Below are 17193 nucleotides of genomic sequence, written 5' to 3'. Positions count from 1 at the left end.
GATTAACAATTTAAAAGAAAGGGACAAGAGACATGAATGAATAATCAGACTAAAATCATTATGATTGATGTAATTCATCGAAGTTTGGACGTTATAGGTAAGTGAATTGGATGATCCTTTTCCAAAGCTACTTTCAATTTTTGCTGCATGACTCCAATACCTCCATAACTTAAAAGAGGAAATTGTTTAGAGCAAGTATCGGGAAAAACATTATGAATGATCGGAACATACTTTTTCCCAGTTAACACAACAACATCATTACAATTGTATAATTGTTTTTCAATTGCTTGTTCTTGTAAGTCATTTATGGTTATTATTTCATTGCTCTTTCCGTTGAAAGTTATATCATAGGGTCCGTCAACAATATCATTTTCAAATAAAAACCCATGCTTTGCTGATAAGATAACCCAATAGTCAAAAAAATGCATAGCGTAGGCACGACACAAACGATGAAACGTACTTAAATATACATCTTTTGCTGGCATTGAACCAAATGTTGGATGTTTGTCCCAAACTTTTTTCTTTCCACATGGTATAATGCATAACTGCTTCAACTGCTTTCCTCTTCCCTTCTTATTAACATTCGTGCTCCTAACAATAAAGCCCAAGCACGTCCACCTTCCCCTTTGAAATAAAATTGGATAGGACGTTCTGTTTTTATAATCACCAATTTATTGGCACTGGCGCCCTTCAACTCAAAAATCTCTCCATTCATATTTAGCATTGGTCTGTTATTTTCAATAAATATTTTAACAGATGACCCTTCTTCACAGCTGTACTTACCAACAACGTTAGCTAATTGATCTATGGAAAGATTTTTTTCGGGATATGTTATACGTTTCTGTTCAAATGGTATATGTAATGCTGTATTAACTGCCCTTAACCAAATGTCGTCTGCTGCAATATTTGAAACATTACAAAGTACCGCCACAACCAAATTCTTTTCTGGAATAAATCCAAAATTTGATGATACTCCTGGTTGTCCTCCACCGTGCTCCACTAGAGTCATATTAGAATATTGTTTAGTTACTTTAAAGGCATAGCCATAATATGAACCTTCTGTAATTTCAAATGGATTTATCCACATTTGTTTAAGAACGTTAGAGGAAATCCATTGTTCCCTATTCCTTTTTCCAGCATCAAGGTAAAACTGACCATATTTCAATAAATCTAAAGCGGTTGACCTTACTCCACCTCCAACTTCATAGTTACCAAGTCTTGGCCATGGTTGTTCTTCTAACTTGTTTGTACTCCCATTATAATCATAAGGCGTTGATACATCTTCATATTTAGCCACTTCCTCTAAACTCATTGTTGAACGATACATGTTTAATGGATTTAAAATCATTTCTGTTATATGACGGCGAAATAGTTTCCCAGTAATTCGTTCAATGATGGCTCCAAGTAAAATAAAGGTGTCATTACAATAACTAAAAAATTTACCAGGTTTCCCCAAAAACTCTGGCTGTTTAGAATCGAAATATGTTACATGTTCTTTTAGTTTGTTCAGGTCTTCACGCCTTTCCATAGGTGCCAAGCCTGTTGTATGAGAAAGAAGATGGTAGATTTTAAATTGTTCCATATCCCTTACCCCTCGTATGGACCATTCAGGTAAATGTTTGATTACTGGATCATCTAGGTTTATAAGCCCTTTATCCTCTAATTCCATAATAGCTAAAGCTGTAAATGATTTTGTAATAGAAGCTATTCCAAAAATTGTATTAGGAGTAATTGGCTCCTCCGTTGTTATATTTTTATAACCAAATCCCTTTTGATAGATGACTTCTCCATGTTGTGATACAGCAACAGATACACCACAAATATGTTCATTATTCATTTTGTTAAGTAAGTAGTTTTCAAATTGGCTCCATTGTATTGTTTCCATCATTCCACCCCACTATTGAAATAAATTTTACTAGGCGAAAACGCTTTATGACAACTGCTTTGCTTTATAAAAATTATACATATGTTACTTAAACAAAAAATTATTAACTTAAATAATTACCCTTACCGTATCTAATAAAATTTTGCATGAAATAACCTTACTAACTATTTAATACTCCATATTCTAACTAAACATATCAATAAATATATATTGAATAAACTTACCTACTTGCATTTACCAGAAGGAGAGTGTCTATGTCACATTTAAATAAACCATATCTGATAACACGAAGCTTGTCTCCCGAAAACCAAGAAACACCAATTCACTTCTTAGAACATTTTACCCCTACTCCCCCTGACTATTTTTATATTAGGAATCATTTTAACTATCCGCCCTTAAAAGAAGATAATTATATATTATCGATTAAAGGTGAAGTTGGTAGCGTATCAACCTTTCACATTAATGATTTAATTCACTTTCCTTTAAGGACGGTCAAAAATGTTCTTGAATGTGCTGGAAATAAACGATCTTTTTTTTCTCCTAAAACTTATGGAGAGCAATGGGAGGCAGGAGCCATTAGTCAAGGAGCTTGGACTGGTATTTCTTTAAATAACATGTTAAAGATCACTGGGATTAGAAGCTCAGCAAAAGAGGTTGTATTTGAAGCACATGATAATGGGAAAGAAAAGAATAAACAAAATTTGCCGTACTGTCGGAGTTTACCATTAAGTAAAGCTTTACATGAAGACACAATAGTAGCACTTTTTTATAACGGGACTCCAATACCATATAAACAGGGTGCTCCTCTTCGACTAATTGTTCCTCATTGGTACGGAATGGCATCTGTAAAGTGGTTAAAATCCATTACATTAATTAATCATTCATTTCAAGGTCCTTATCAAACAGAAGACTACGTATATTATCCTAATAAGTATAATGATGAAAATGCTTCCTTTGTTACAAGCATGAACGTGAACACAATCATTCAAAAACCACTAGACTATTCAACATCTAGTAAAGGGACACATTGTATAAGTGGTATTGCGTGGACCGGATTGGGCCGTATTAAAAATGTTTACATAAGTACTGATGATGGTCAATCATGGAATAAAGCAACATTGCATCAAGCATTAAGTAAATATGCCTTTGTTCCATGGAGCTATGTATGGGAAGTAAATGATACAGGGGAATATACAATCCTTTGCAAAGGAGAAGATACCGCTGGACGAATTCAACCCGACAAAGCCTATTGGAACCGTAAAGGATACGGTTATAATGCAGTTTACAAAGTAAAAGTAAAAATCGAATAAAAGGTCTAAGGTGTGTTCTAGCTAGAACACACCTTAATAATAACGACGTCTAATATACTCTCCTTATCACCTTATAATATAGGTGATAAAAGCCTAGAAATAGACTCTTTAAATCTAATCTTTCTTGAACGGTTATTATACATCTCTTGTGTTAGTTCTGTTGACACTTTCATATCTTCTTCAAACATAGAAGCGAGTTTTCGAGATGTTTTAACATCGTATAAAAATGCATTCACTTCAAAATTAAGTTTAAAGCTCCTCATATCAATATTTGCAGTACCTACGGAATTTAGCTTTCCATCAACGACAATCGTTTTTGCATGAATAAAACCTTTCTCGTAAATGTAAACCTTCCCTCCTGCCTTTAACAACTCACCAACATAAGAAAAAGTTGCCCAGTATACAAAAGGGTGATCTGGCCTATTAGGTATCATTACCTTCACGTCTTTTCCAGATAAAGATGCAATTCTAAGTGCATCTAATAAGCTTTGGTCTGGTATAAAATATGGGGTTTGAATTAAAATAGATTCTTTTGCCGCATTTATCATATTTATATAACCATTTTTCACTTGTTCCCATTCAGAGTCTGGACCACTTGACACAATTTGCATGGCACAATCCCCATCACTGTTTTTCTTAGGGAAGTAACGATCTTCATAATGAATGTAATAATGCTTTGAAGCCTGATTCCAATCTAATATGAACCTTGTTTGAATGGCATCTACAGCCAATCCTTTTATTCTTAAATGAGTATCTCGCCAATAACCAAATTTTTTCTTCTTGCCAAGGTACTCATCACCTACATTAAAACCACCTACGTAACCAATTTGTCCATCAATATTTACGAGCTTTCTATGATTTCTATAATTTAATCGTAGATTTATTAAGGCAAGCTTGGAAGGGAAAAAGACCCCAACTTCTCCCCCAACTTCAGCAAGTCGAGAAAAATTCTTTCTTCTTAACTTTCGGGAACCAAGTTCATCATATAACACACGTACTTTAACACCATCTTTAGCTTTCTTTATTAATTCATTGATAATTCTTTTTCCTAATTGATCGTTTCTAAAAATATAATATTGAATATGTATATGGTTTTTTGCACCTTGAATATCATTAATTAATTGATCAAATTTTTCATTTCCGTCATTTAATATCGTTACTTCATTTCCTTTTGTTAATGGAGCATCATTATTAACTAAGTGCATGTAAATTAAGTCTCGATACTCATCTACCATTAAATTTCGAAAGTTAAATGCTGGATTTTCTATTTGTTTGATTTGTTGTGAGATTAAATCTTCAATACCAACCTTTCTTTTTCCATCCCAATCAAATAATCTTCGTCGAGTTAAGTTTTGCCCTAAAAATAAATAAATGATGAAACCCAGGAAAGGAATGAAGGTTAATATCATTAGCCAAGCCCATGAAGCACTAGCATCCTTACGTTCAATAAAAATTATAACAATAGCAAATAATATATTAATAACAAATAATACCGCTAATAAGATTGATAAAATATCCATGTATCAGCCTACCTTACCAGTCATTTCCTGTTATTTTAACACGAGATTCACTTAATTCATACTAAATCGTTCGGGATATAGAATAATCATTTACTAAATGATTATTTATTCATTTGTAAAACATTCACCATTTGTTCATATTTTCCTGTGAGGTTTTTGGGTATATATATACTAAGAGATAAAAAGGGGGTTATACCGTAGGAGACTCAACCATTCATGTTGGTTCCGACAAAATAAATAACTCATACTTCTTTTGAGTTATGTAAGACGAAGTTTGCTTATGTTGTCTCGAAAAAGTGTTTTGAATTGAATAATGTTTGATTGGATTTAAAAAAACTAAATAAATGAAACCTTAAACGGAAGCAACAGTTTCCTTATGTTAGTTACTATCAAACCTATTTAAGTACAAAAGAAAAGATTTTTCTAACCAACATTTTTTGATCAGTGAACGATTTTTCTAGTATTTTAGCTCAGTTTAAAAAAAACGATCAATTATAAAATAAACTAAGAGCTAAAATTTGCACCATTTAACGAATAATTTTAAAAAGGAAAGTAGAAATGGTTGAGTCCCCTTAGGTACTAACTTTCCCCTTGCTAATAAGCTAGGGTAATTTTATTGATTTAATACACTACACTAATAAAAAGAGCTCGACATAGCCGAGCTCTTTTTATTATAGCTTTTTTATACTTCGTTTACCTTGCTTTAATGAACAACTGAACCCATGCCCCATGATAAAACCCTACACCAATAGTATCGAAATTATCATTAAGTATGTTTTGTCTATGACCAGACGAATTCATCCACGAGTTCATAACTTGCTCAGGTGTTGTTTGACCCTTCGCTATATTTTCAGCAGCTGCTTGATAGCTTATACCAAATGTTCTGATCATATCAAAAGGGGAACCATAATTTGGACTATTATGTGAAAAATAATTTGAATTAATCATATCCTCTGCTTTTTTATGAGCAACATTTTTTAAATCAGCGCGATGTTGTAAAGGCTGAAGCCCCCTATTTTGTCGTTCTCTATTTACTAATTGAACAACTTGATCTTCAAATTGACTGTGATGCTCCGCAGATTCTTTTAATCGAATAACTTCTCCAACATGCATGTTATAAGGATCTACGTCTGGATTTAATCGCATTAACTGTCGATAATCTACATTATAACGTTGACCAATAAACCAAAAAGAGTCCCCAGGAGAAACTTTATAATGTTCAAATGGTGGTTCATCAAACATCTGAATTTGAGCATTAGACATCACAGGAAAAATAAACATCAAAGCAAAAGTTGCCAAAGCAATTTTCTTAATCATTTTTTACCTCCATTAATTTAAATTGTAATTTCATTTCTTTTTTAGTTTGTTTCCTCTTCAGAAAACCATGTATAGAAAATTAATTTTTCTATTTTAATTTGGAGGTAATCAATTTATTATATGTATTTTTGAATTCCATTTAAGATTTAAAGTTAAAATTTAAAATGTTATTCCTAAAACAATGTAGCTTAGTATCATGTTTCATTCTTTAATTATTGTTTCTACTTAAACTCAATAATTGTAATTGTTTATACAATCACCTATTTGAGCCTTCGTTATCTTTTTTTCTTCTCCAAACACTCTTTGCCATAAAGATGTCCGGCTTTCCGATTCCGTTTGCATCTGGAAGTATACCAGCTAATTCATAGCCCATCTTTTTATAAAACTCAAAGGGGTGATTATTCAAGTTTTTTATCTCACTTATATTTTTTAAAAGATTAGGATATAAGTCTTTATCAGAAACAGAAGTCATACCATTTTCATCATCTGTACCTAACCAAATCGTTAAACCTCCACGTTGCTTAACCTCATGTTCAAAGCTTGCAATTAAAGCAGTCCCAATGCCCTTTCCTTGTTCGTCTTTTTTAACAACTAACGGGTGTAACTCCCATACTTTACCGTCTCTCTCACTTATACCGCCAATCCATCCTACAACTTTTTCTTCCTTTAATGCAATTAAGCTTATTCTACCTACCTTTAATGATTCTCTTACTTCAATAAGGGCAGAATCAATTGTTGGCCAAGCTTTTGGCCAGTTTTCAGCAAAGCTTTCTTTAAGCATTTCCGCTATTTCATTTATGTATTTCTCTTGTTCTTCTTTAAGACAAATAATTTCCATCAAGGTGCCTCCTTTTTTCTTCGTAAATTTTCTTTTATAAAAATAGTACAACAAGAATTTATTTTGAGTAAAGTATTGTCCTTAGGTGTAATTGAGTCACCTGAACAAATGAACCTCCAAGATGTGAATTATCATCCCTCATGCTGCAAGTTTTCACTTGTATGGTATTGGTGATCTACCCTGAAAATAGAACCGTTCAGGAGTGGATGGCGGCGACTCCAGTGGGATCAGCACGAGTCCGAAAATCCCCTAGCACTTACTGTGTAAGTGCTAGGTAGTTGAGGCCGTGCCCCACGGTAAAGAAGACACTGTGAGGCATGAACAGATGTCGCACTTATGCCTGTGGTGAAAGCGTCCGCAAGAAACGGATGAACCATCTTTATGTATAATTTTCATCCTCCATGGTGCAAGCCTTCACTTGCATCGGCGGTCTACCCTGAAAATAGAAAAAGGATAAAAGAAATGATTTTCTTTTATCCTTTTCAATCTAATTAGATTTTTTTGTTTTCATTTTATAGGATATTTGCTTTAGTTGAAAATAAAGAAAGCATCCTACACAAAAACCTAAAATGGCAATAGTTGCAGCAATCGTTACCATTCCTACAAATACCCACGACAACCAATGCCCTGAAGTTAATAATAGAACAAGTGCTACTGTAAGCAATGATGCTGCGATCGATTGATTAAAACGTGTTAACACTGCAGACTCAGTTGCATCATTTCCTAAATCCTTCTTTATTAATGCATTTGTTACTATAAATGCTATATTCGCTTTAGGACCAAATATAAGTGACAATAAAATAAGAAGTAATGTTATTCCAACTAGCCATGTACTTTGAAGAATAATCGATAATAATGTTAATGTTGCCATCATCAGTTGATTTCCCTTAACTAAAGTCATAGGAATTTCTTTCATTTCATCCCCACCTTTCGAATTTCAAATTCATATACGATTACTATGAATTATCTCAAAGTACAAATAATATGACAACAATTTTGCTCAAAAGAGTGGATTTCATCTATTTATTCGAAGCATAATTCTGTTGAATAATTTATAATAAATAAACATCAGGCTTATGATAATCATACTATAACCAAGGATGGCAACTCCTTTTGTTATGCTATTTCCATCAGGATTACTTGCCACTACAATAAGTCCAAATATGATTAAAATGATTGTAGTAGCTCTAAACAAAATTGCTGCAAAACGAAACCATATTTCAGTCATCTGAATTTCAACTCCCTCTTTTACCCATTATTTCTAAATTTCCTTTTATATGTTTTACATTTTTAATTTTCCTTAAACAAATTTCCTTAAACCTTTGAAAAAATGTTTGTTTTCTAGTAAAATGTTAAAATTGTGTGGGTCTATTTAATCACACTTTTTTTTCACATATTCATAAACTAATGATAAATAAACGGATAGCAGGAGGAGAAAATAATGCAGTATACTCCAATAGCCTTCGAGAGGAAAGAAGAAAAGAAAAAAGAGACTTTAATTGAAGAATTTGAGGATTTAGAATTTCAAATTTATCGTATGAGAGAAAATATAAAAGAAATTGGTAAACGTAGTCAAATCCTTGGAATAGAACAAACAAAAGAAGATAAATGGGTCGTTGTTTATTCGGAGGACGACGGTCACATTTGCAAGATTATGTTATGTGATTGTGATTCTCCATATCGAGGGAAATGGGACTTCTCCATTCATGCGCAATACACAAATGACAATGAAATTCATATTGATGATATACGAGGAGAAGAGAATCGTGGCTTTGGTACTGTTTGTATGAAATATCTAAAGGACCACGCACTGGATCAAAATATTCAATATATAACTGGAGAGATTGTAAAAAGAGATTGGGATCATATTGATCGACTTGTACACTTTTATGAGAAACATCATTTTCATGTGGAAATTGAAAGTGAAAAGAAATTTGGAGAAATTTACTGGAGTCCAAGAGTATAAACAAAAACACTGAAGGAAGGTGTGTACTTGTAAAATACAAGCACATCTTTTTTACATATTAATTTACTTATCAAGTATTAATGTAATAATCGGGATTGTTACTAATGTAGTTACAATCATAATTATTCCAGAGCTTGCCAAAAAAAAGCTTAATGCACCTACTACTGCAGTGCTTACGGGAAGAAAGAAAGTTCCCGTTATGAGAATAATTAAGGAAGAACTATACTTAATCCATCCTTTCATGAACGTTCTTTGATGAATAATGATAGCAAACACAAGTTGGAGTAATATTAAAACACCTCCTAGTATTAAGAAAGAGGTCACTAACATTCACTCTCCTTTTCATTCCAATAATACTATCCATTACGTAGTATTATAAAACCTATCCTCAACCAATATATGCATTTCTTTCATAAAATGTACTTTTAAGTTCACAAAAACGTGTCGGAACATGGTCCCGCACATTTTTGTGAACTACCTGTCTTAACGAAAATGTAATTTTACAATGACAGGAGCAATAATGTATTTTATTAGATCTGTATCAGAAATAGCCTCTCTGTTTATGTCTACGATATCACCATTAGTTCCTGAGAATAACTCCATCGCCTCTAAAGGTACGCCCTGGTATTTCAGTTCAATTAACGGAACATTTTCATTATTTACGATTTTAAATTGTATTCCAGAAAAACCTCCATCGTTCTTACCAATAATATTTCCATTATGGTCATAAATAGTAGCATACTGCTTCATAGGGTTAAAAACATTCATTTTAAAAGATGAAATTAACAGATTTTCCTCATTATATATGTAATAATGTTGATGTAATCCTCTTTTCTTTTCTAAATAAAATAACACCTTTTCTCCATTCTCAACCACTAGTGTCTTCTTTAAGTAGGCTCTTAGACCAATGAGATGTAGAATAAATGTTTGTATCTTTTTCCATCCTTCTACATCCTCCCGTATACGTGCTACTGATTTTCCATTGAGTGCATAATAATCATATTCTCGCAACCAGTGTACATGTGAGACGAGCATTAACCGATTTGCTTTGAATAAATCCTTTTCATCTTTACTTAGTATTGGAACCTTGTAATTTGTTTTTGAACGTTTCTTTTTAATAATGGCAATTATTAAAAATGCAATACTACCGACGAAGGAATAAACACTCCATATAATAAATTCAACATTCCCTTCTGGTGGTACATCAATTATAAAAAACAATAATAGCAAAATAAGACTAAGAATAAATAACATTCCACTAAGAATAAAATATACAATTGAGGTTCTTTTATAATGATGATGTAAGCTCAACTTAATTGATCACTCCGTTTCTTACACATTACAAATTAAGCATTTTCTAATAAATTCACTCTTCTTTCCTGTAATTCCTTATGTTTCCTAACTAACTTATTTAAATCAATCTCTAGCCTATCTAACATATCATTAACTTGCTTTTCCATATTGTACGCTTGATTAAGGGAATCTGAAATTTTACCATGAACCATCCAATCAACAATGAGTCCATCAAAAAAATAATCAGCGAAGGTTAACATATTTCCTATTTCTAAATCAATATGAAAATGGTTCTTAATATCTAGTAGTTCCTCTTGAAAATGACGAAGTTTACTTTGGGCAACGTGAAGATCATCTTTTGCAGTTCCAAGATGACTATGCTTTACCGCAGTCGTAATCATACCACCACCTAGCATATCAAAGGTAGACCATCCTTTGGCTTTTTCTAATGATAGAATTACGTCCTTTAAGCTGTTTGCTGCAATTATTCCAGCAGCTTTCGCTTCAACATATTCGTTTAACATTGACTCTATTTCTGTCTCATCCTCCAGCAGGTTATATAATTCCTCTGTCCAAATGGTTGATTCGTCCTTAATAATTGTTTCTTTTTGAAGAAGTAATTTTTCATATTCTTTCTCACAACCTGATACAGTCAGTAATAATTCCTTATATTCCTTTATTTCTTTTTCTAGATCTTCTTTCGTTTTGATTGCTTCCTGATATTTTAATTTAGCAACAGCGACCTCTCCCTTTTCTTTTTCTAGCCTTTCAAGCTTTCTCCCAATAATCGTATAAAATAAATTATTTATAGAAAAGCTTTCTAATCGTTCAACATCTGCTTTTTCTTTTTTTAATAGACGATATAGTTCTTGCTCTTTCTTTTTTTCAACTAACAATAATTCCTTTGCTCGATGTAAATGATCATCCCACTTCTTTTTCTTTCTGCAACGTTCCTTTACTTCTTTTAATGTTTTATTTAAATCTGTAAACATAAATATCAACCTCCCTTAAAGTACATACGTTTTATTATAGTAAATCGTTACATATATTAATGAATTTTTCTATATAAAATAGCAGAAGCTGTCTTCCTAATAATAAGAAGACAGCTTCATTGAGGAGAATAAATCTATTTAATTCCTTTATAAGCCTGTTGATAAATGTCAACTAAATCCGAAACTAATGGTAGCTTTGGATTAGCTGTTGTACATTGATCTTCAAATGCACGTTCAGCTAATTCTTCTATTTTTCTATCAAAATCATTTTGAGAAACATCACAATCAGCAATGCTCAACGGAATGTCCAGTTCTTTTGCTAAATCTATAACAGCTTTAATAAGACTCTCTACCCCTTCTTCTGTAGAACTTGCTGGTAAACCTAACATTTTAGCTATTTCTGCATACCGTTCATCAGCAACAAAATGTCCGTATTTCGGAAAAGCGGTAAATTTCTTAGGCTTTGTTGCATTATAGCGTATTACATGTGGCATTAAAATTGTGTTTGAACGTCCATGAGCAATTTGGAACTCTGCCCCTAACTTATGGGCTAAGCTATGATTTATTCCAAGAAATGCATTAGCAAATGCCATTCCAGCTATTGTTGAGGCATTATGCATTTTTTCACGACTAAGTTCATCATTTCCATTTTTATATGCTTTCGGTAAATATTCAAATACCAGTTGAATGGCTTTCATAGCTAATCCGTCAGTATAGTCATTGGCCATTACAGAAACATAAGCTTCTATTGCATGGGTCAATACATCCATACCAGTATCAGCAGTGACTCCTTTTGGAACTGACTTCACATAAGTTGGATCTATGATGGCAACATCAGGAGTTAGCTCATAATCAGCTAACGGATATTTTGTACCTGATGATTTGTCTGTGATAACAGAGAAAGAAGTCACTTCAGACCCAGTACCAGACGTCGTTGGGATTGCCACAAACTGTGATTTATTTCCTAGCTTTGGATACTTAAACACTCGTTTACGAATGTCAAGAAACTTTTGCTTTAAACCACTAAACTCTACTTCTGGATGCTCATAAAATAACCACATTCCTTTTGCTGCATCCATTGGAGAACCTCCACCTAATGCTATAATGACATCAGGTTGGAACTTATTCATCATTTCCGCACCTGCCATAACCGTTTCAATGGATGGATCTGGTTCAACATCGGAGAAGATTTCATATTGTACTTTATCTTGTCGTTTATTTAGGTAATATAGGACCTTATCAACGTAACCCATTTTTACCATCATTTCATCTGTTACGATTAAAGCACGTGAAATATTTGGCATTTTCTCTAAATATTGTGTCGCATTTTTTTCAAAATAAACCTTAGGTGGAATTTTAAACCATTGCATGTTATTTTTTCGCATACCTATTTTCTTGAAGTTAATTAAATTTACTGTTCCAACGTTTTCAGAAACTGAATTTCTACCGTAAGAACCACATCCTAGTGTTAAGGATGGAATGTAACCATTGTAAATGTCACCTATGGCCCCTTGAGATGATGGGCAGTTGGCTATAACTCTACCAGCTTTCATTCGAAGGCCAAATTGTCTTATTACATCATCATCGTTAGAATGAATGACAGCAGAATGACCTAACCCACCAAAATCTAGCATTTCTTCACAACGGCTAAAGCCCTCTTCTATACTTTTTACCTTATAACATGCTAGGATAGGGCTTAATTTTTCCCTTGATAATGGATAGTTCTCTCCTACACCATTTATTTCTGCAATCAATATCTTAGTATCTACACTTACTTCAAAACCTGCTAATTTCGCAATGTCATAAGCAGATTGCCCCACAATTGCTCCATTTAGTGCACAACCATTTCCAGGGAAAGCTAGTGCCTCAATTTTTTTCTGTTCTTCTTTCGTCAAAAAATGACATTGATTTTTTATTAACTCTTCTTTTGCTTCACGATAAATTTCTTGATCAATAATTACTGCTTGTTCTGATGCACATATCATTCCATTGTCAAAGGTTTTCGATAAAATTAAATCGTTAACTGCTTGTTTTACAGTGGCTGTTTTTTCAATGTAGCAAGGAACATTTCCTGGTCCTACGCCAAGGGCAGGCTTCCCTGTACTATAAGCAGATTTCACCATGCCAGCTCCCCCAGTGGCTAAAATAACAGCAACACCTGGATGATTCATTAATGCTTGTGTCGCATCAATGGAAGGACTTGAAATAAATTGAATACAATTTTTAGGAGCCCCTGCTTCAATAGCAGCCTCGTATAGAATCGTAGCAGCCTTTTCACTACATTTTTGAGCAGACGGATGAAAAGCAAAAATAATTGGATTTCGTGTTTTAATAGAAATTAATATTTTAAACATCGTCGTTGAAGTAGGATTTGTTACTGGAGTAACTCCTGCTACAACTCCAATTGGTTCTGCTATTTCAATTATTTCTTCGTGCTCGTTTTCTGAAATGATACCAACCGTCTTATTATATTTGATAGCATGGTAAACATATTCTGTTGCAAACATATTTTTTATGATTTTGTCTTCGTAAATTCCACGTTTTGTTTCTTCCACGGCCAACTTTGCTAATGGCATATGTTGATCTAAACCTGCTAACGCCATTTTCTTTACAATTTCATTAATCGAATCTTGATCAAAACTAAGAAATTCATCATGTGCCTTTTTGGCTTTTATAACTAATCCGTCAATAATTTCCAAAACATCATTTTTCTTTTGTAGCATTTTTTCTTCTAATGCCATGTTAATTACCTCCCATTCGCCTATTATGTGAAATTATTCACATAATGAAGTTTAAGTGAATTGTTTTATTTGAATTAACAAGTCAGAAGATATTTTGGAAGAAATTACTTGCTAATTCCTTATGTGATCATTATAAAAGGTGAGGTTTAAAATAGCTATGACAAATTTGTGAAGTCTTTCACATAAATTGATGAAGCGTTTTCATTGTGAACATTTTGTTACCATTTTATACTAACTGTAATAAACGAAAATAAAACCCCTCGATTTTATCGAAGGGTTTTTCACTATTCTCCAATTATTCTCCTACTATACGATCTAAAATGGAAGTATCTACAAATCCATCTAAATCAGGATCTACATCCATAAATTGCAGTTCATACGATGCGTTAGCCCAAGCTTGTAAAGCATCAGCATGTGTTTCTGTCGTAATGACCATACGATCCCATGCTTTCTCTAACACATGGTCAGGTAAACGTGTTTGGGCTAATTCAAAGATCAATTCATTCACAGTGTGTAACGTATCTTCAGTGTTTTCATGTGTATAATCTACTGCTCGTTTATGAGCACGTAATGCTTGCTCTACTGCTTCCGGGTTATTTTCAAGGAACGTATTAGTCGTTACGATTACAACACTTGCTAATTCTTCCCCTAAAAATACATCATTCCACTCTGCTACAACATTTGCATTGTGTTCCTCAACCAGTAACGTTCCCCATGGTTCTGGAGCTGCTGCTGCATCAATTTGACCTTGTTCAAACATTCCAACCATACTTGCCGGATTCACCCTTGGTTGGTGTTCAACTGTTCCACCACTTAATCGACTACTCTTTAAACCAATTTCTTGTAACATAATTTCTAATTGAACATTATGTGTACATCCATTTCCAGGTGTACAAAATGACTTTCCGTCAAAATCTTCTAACGATAGAATACCAGAATCTTCGCGAGATACAATAAGTGTTGCACCATTTGCAGCTGCACCAATTACGACTACATCTCCACCTGATAAGAAGTAATTAATTGCTGGACCAGGTCCAACATAACCTAATTCAATTTCACCAACATCTAATGCTTCAATAAAATCGTTACCATTCGGGAAATTTTGGAAATCGACATTGTAATCTACCAATTCTTCTTCAAAATAACCCTTTTCTTTTCCAATAATCCCTGCTGCATGATCTAAGTTAGGAAAATATCCTATTGTAATGTCTCCACCTGATACACCATTATCCCCAGATACTCCATCATTATCATTCCCTTGTCCGCAAGCAGTAATGACGAACAAAGCACTAACAGCAATTAATAAGTTACGAAATTTTTTCATGTTGTGTTCCTCCTCTTTGTATTTACACATTTTTTATTATTGTTTTCCTAATCCCCATCTTGAAAGTACACGTTGTTCTATTTTTCTAAATACAAAATACTCCATAATTAAACCTATAACTGAAATAATCACCATAATAGCAATAACTAATTCCATATTAAAAAAGTCTCTAGCATCCATTAATGTTCTACCTAAACCACCTCGACCAAGTAATTCTGCTGCCATTAAGGCGCGCCAAGCAAAGGCCCAAGCAAGTCTTGCTCCAGTCAACGCAGATGGTATTGATGCTGGGATCATTACCTTCCAAACTAACTCTGAACGATTATATCCCATTGTTTTTGCTGCTCGTATCAATATTGGTTGAACATTTTTAATTCCCATTCTCATATTCATTGTCATTGGCCACGTACCCCCAAGGACTACAACAAAAATTATTCCAGGACCAGGGCCAAGTATAACAAGTGCAATTGGTAACCAAACAATACTAGGAACTGATTGTAGTGCAATCACTAAAGTCCCTAATGTTTCATCAGCAATTTTTGAAACACCGATTAAGATACCTAATATTGCTCCAATCATTACAGCTAAACTAAAGCCTAAAGCAATTCTTTGCATACTTTCTGTTAAAGCATTCCATAAAATACCTGTTTCAAAAAAACCTGTATACAATGCTTCTACTGATAATAATGGAGAAGGGAATAGGTTGACAGACCAAAACTGTAAATCAAGATTTACTCTATATATGATCTCCCATATTGTGATTAGTGCCGTAAAGAAGAGAAGCCTTCTTACTATTGAAATCATCACCCATTTCCTCCCTCATGACCTTCTCAATTTCTCCACCGAGTATTTCCATAATATCCTCTTCCATCTTTGCAAATTCTGGAGATGACGGTATTCTTGGACGTGGTAGATCTACTGGATATATTTTTCGAATTCCTCCTGGGCGCGTTCCCATAAGGACAATTCGATCAGATAACAAAATTGATTCTCGAATATTATGTGTCACAAAAATAATTGTCTTTTTCGTTTCTTCCCATATAAATTGAACTTCTTTATGAAGCATCGTTCTAGTTTGTTCATCTAAAGCTCCAAAAGGTTCATCCATTAATAATATCTTCGGATCCATCGCTAATGCTCTCGCTATAGCAACACGTTGCTTCATTCCACCAGATAGTTCATGTGGATAGGAATTCATAAATTTACTTAAATGGACCAACTTCAAATATTTTTTTGCATGCTCCTTCGCTTCAGTTTTCTTCATCTTTTTTCTTAAAGCGAATGCAACATTTTCTAATGCTGTTAACCATGGCATTAAAGCAGCTTCTTGAAAAACTACTCCTCTATCTGATCCTGGCTTCGTTACTTTTTTATCACCAACGTACACTTCTCCATTAGAAGCATCATCGAGACCTGCTACAATATTTAATAATGTTGATTTCCCACAGCCTGATGGCCCAAGTAGTGATACGAATTCACCAGATTCAACTGTTAATGATATATCATCAAAAACAGTAAAACTCTCATTCTTCTCTTTATTATTGAAGGTTTTTTCAACATTTTTAATATGGACCTTCTCCATTTGTAATCCCCCTTATTACAAAAGCCTTTTATAAATATAAAATCATTTATGTGATAAATTTCAATTTTAATTTTAAAAACTATAATCCTTATAATATTGATCGGAATTAATATGTTTAGTATATGACGGTATTATTAATGTGTCAACGGTTAACTTTTATTTGAATTTTTTTTATTTCTTTAACTTAATGAGTCAATTTCATAATTCACTATTTCATTCTAAACACGAACAACTATACAAAAAAATTAAATATAATTCGATCTCCCATTCAGACGGACGCTTTCTGCGGGCACGGATTCAACCTCCCACTAGACATTTTGTATACAGCTAAAGCACATGGTCCTGTCTCTGCCGCTACTAGTATTGCTCTGTTGATAGATGCGTCGAGACAACTCGAAGCTTATTCATGAAGCAAATGCTCGTCC

At 33.4% G+C, this 17193-nt stretch carries 16 protein-coding genes; 2 read left to right on the top strand and 14 right to left on the bottom strand.

Annotated elements, in window-relative coordinates:
* Positions 1-74 precede the first annotated feature (74 nt).
* Both QA612_RS19750 and QA612_RS19745 read right to left on the bottom strand, forming a co-directional pair.
* The gene (locus QA612_RS19750) at positions 75-554 is read right to left on the bottom strand and encodes a DUF6884 domain-containing protein (protein WP_278285553.1); all 480 of its coding nucleotides are present in this window, start codon (positions 552-554) and stop codon (positions 75-77) included.
* Entirely contained in the window at positions 551-1885 is a 1335-nt protein-coding gene (locus QA612_RS19745; protein ID WP_278285552.1) for a serine hydrolase domain-containing protein, read from the bottom strand. The genes QA612_RS19750 and QA612_RS19745 overlap by 4 nt, the downstream gene beginning before the upstream one ends.
* A gap of 254 nt (positions 1886-2139) precedes the next feature.
* On the opposite strand from QA612_RS19745, the gene QA612_RS19740 reads away from it, so the two are divergent.
* The gene (locus QA612_RS19740; RefSeq protein WP_278285551.1) at positions 2140-3195 is read left to right on the top strand and encodes a sulfite oxidase; all 1056 of its coding nucleotides are present in this window, start codon (positions 2140-2142) and stop codon (positions 3193-3195) included.
* Between the two features lie 71 nt (positions 3196-3266).
* Here the strand turns inward: QA612_RS19740 and cls are convergent, their stop codons facing one another.
* The 5 genes from cls to QA612_RS19715 all read right to left on the bottom strand — a co-directional run bounded on the left by cls (position 3267) and on the right by QA612_RS19715 (position 8098).
* Positions 3267-4715, bottom strand: a complete 1449-nt coding sequence (gene cls, locus QA612_RS19735) for a cardiolipin synthase (RefSeq protein ID WP_278285550.1) — start codon at positions 4713-4715, stop codon at positions 3267-3269.
* Between the two features lie 693 nt (positions 4716-5408).
* A complete protein-coding gene (locus QA612_RS19730) occupies positions 5409-6032 on the bottom strand; it encodes a CAP domain-containing protein (RefSeq protein ID WP_278285549.1) in 624 nt (207 codons plus the stop codon).
* A gap of 256 nt (positions 6033-6288) precedes the next feature.
* The gene (locus QA612_RS19725; protein ID WP_278285548.1) at positions 6289-6870 is read right to left on the bottom strand and encodes a GNAT family N-acetyltransferase; all 582 of its coding nucleotides are present in this window, start codon (positions 6868-6870) and stop codon (positions 6289-6291) included.
* 487 nt (positions 6871-7357) lie between these two features.
* Positions 7358-7786: a DUF4395 domain-containing protein gene (locus QA612_RS19720; protein WP_278285547.1), complete on the bottom strand. Its 429-nt coding sequence runs from the start codon at positions 7784-7786 to the stop codon at positions 7358-7360.
* A 99-nt stretch (positions 7787-7885) separates the two neighbouring features.
* Positions 7886-8098, bottom strand: coding sequence for a hypothetical protein (locus tag QA612_RS19715; protein ID WP_278285546.1), 213 nt, complete (start codon positions 8096-8098; stop codon positions 7886-7888).
* Between the two features lie 213 nt (positions 8099-8311).
* Between QA612_RS19715 and QA612_RS19710 the strand changes: the two genes are divergently transcribed.
* On the top strand, positions 8312-8836 hold the full coding sequence (locus QA612_RS19710) for a GNAT family protein (protein ID WP_278285545.1): 525 nt from the start codon (positions 8312-8314) through the stop codon (positions 8834-8836).
* A gap of 63 nt (positions 8837-8899) precedes the next feature.
* Here QA612_RS19710 and QA612_RS19705 read toward each other — a convergent pair whose 3' ends face one another.
* The 7 genes from QA612_RS19705 to QA612_RS19675 form a co-directional block, all read right to left on the bottom strand.
* Positions 8900-9166: a hypothetical protein gene (locus QA612_RS19705; RefSeq protein WP_278285544.1), complete on the bottom strand. Its 267-nt coding sequence runs from the start codon at positions 9164-9166 to the stop codon at positions 8900-8902.
* A 153-nt stretch (positions 9167-9319) separates the two neighbouring features.
* Complete coding sequence (locus QA612_RS19700; protein WP_278285543.1) at positions 9320-10147, bottom strand: hypothetical protein; 828 nt, start codon at positions 10145-10147, stop codon at positions 9320-9322.
* Between the two features lie 35 nt (positions 10148-10182).
* A complete protein-coding gene (locus tag QA612_RS19695) occupies positions 10183-11121 on the bottom strand; it encodes a hypothetical protein (protein ID WP_278285542.1) in 939 nt (312 codons plus the stop codon).
* A gap of 134 nt (positions 11122-11255) precedes the next feature.
* The gene (gene adhE / locus QA612_RS19690; RefSeq protein ID WP_278285541.1) at positions 11256-13862 is read right to left on the bottom strand and encodes a bifunctional acetaldehyde-CoA/alcohol dehydrogenase; all 2607 of its coding nucleotides are present in this window, start codon (positions 13860-13862) and stop codon (positions 11256-11258) included.
* A 295-nt stretch (positions 13863-14157) separates the two neighbouring features.
* The gene (locus QA612_RS19685; protein WP_278285540.1) at positions 14158-15186 is read right to left on the bottom strand and encodes an aliphatic sulfonate ABC transporter substrate-binding protein; all 1029 of its coding nucleotides are present in this window, start codon (positions 15184-15186) and stop codon (positions 14158-14160) included.
* A 36-nt stretch (positions 15187-15222) separates the two neighbouring features.
* Positions 15223-15990, bottom strand: a complete 768-nt coding sequence (locus QA612_RS19680; RefSeq protein WP_278285539.1) for an ABC transporter permease — start codon at positions 15988-15990, stop codon at positions 15223-15225.
* Positions 15923-16768 carry an ABC transporter ATP-binding protein gene (locus tag QA612_RS19675; RefSeq protein ID WP_278285538.1) on the bottom strand — a complete coding sequence of 282 codons (846 nt, stop codon included), beginning with the start codon at positions 16766-16768 and terminating at the stop codon, positions 15923-15925. The genes QA612_RS19680 and QA612_RS19675 overlap by 68 nt, the downstream gene beginning before the upstream one ends.
* Between the last annotated feature and the right edge of the window lie 425 nt (positions 16769-17193).

The organism is Evansella sp. AB-P1 (genome assembly GCF_029688925.1).
Classification (GTDB): domain Bacteria; phylum Bacillota; class Bacilli; order Bacillales; family Salisediminibacteriaceae; genus Evansella.
Note: the sequence above shows the minus strand (reverse complement) of the source record. Positions and strands in the feature narration are given on the sequence as shown.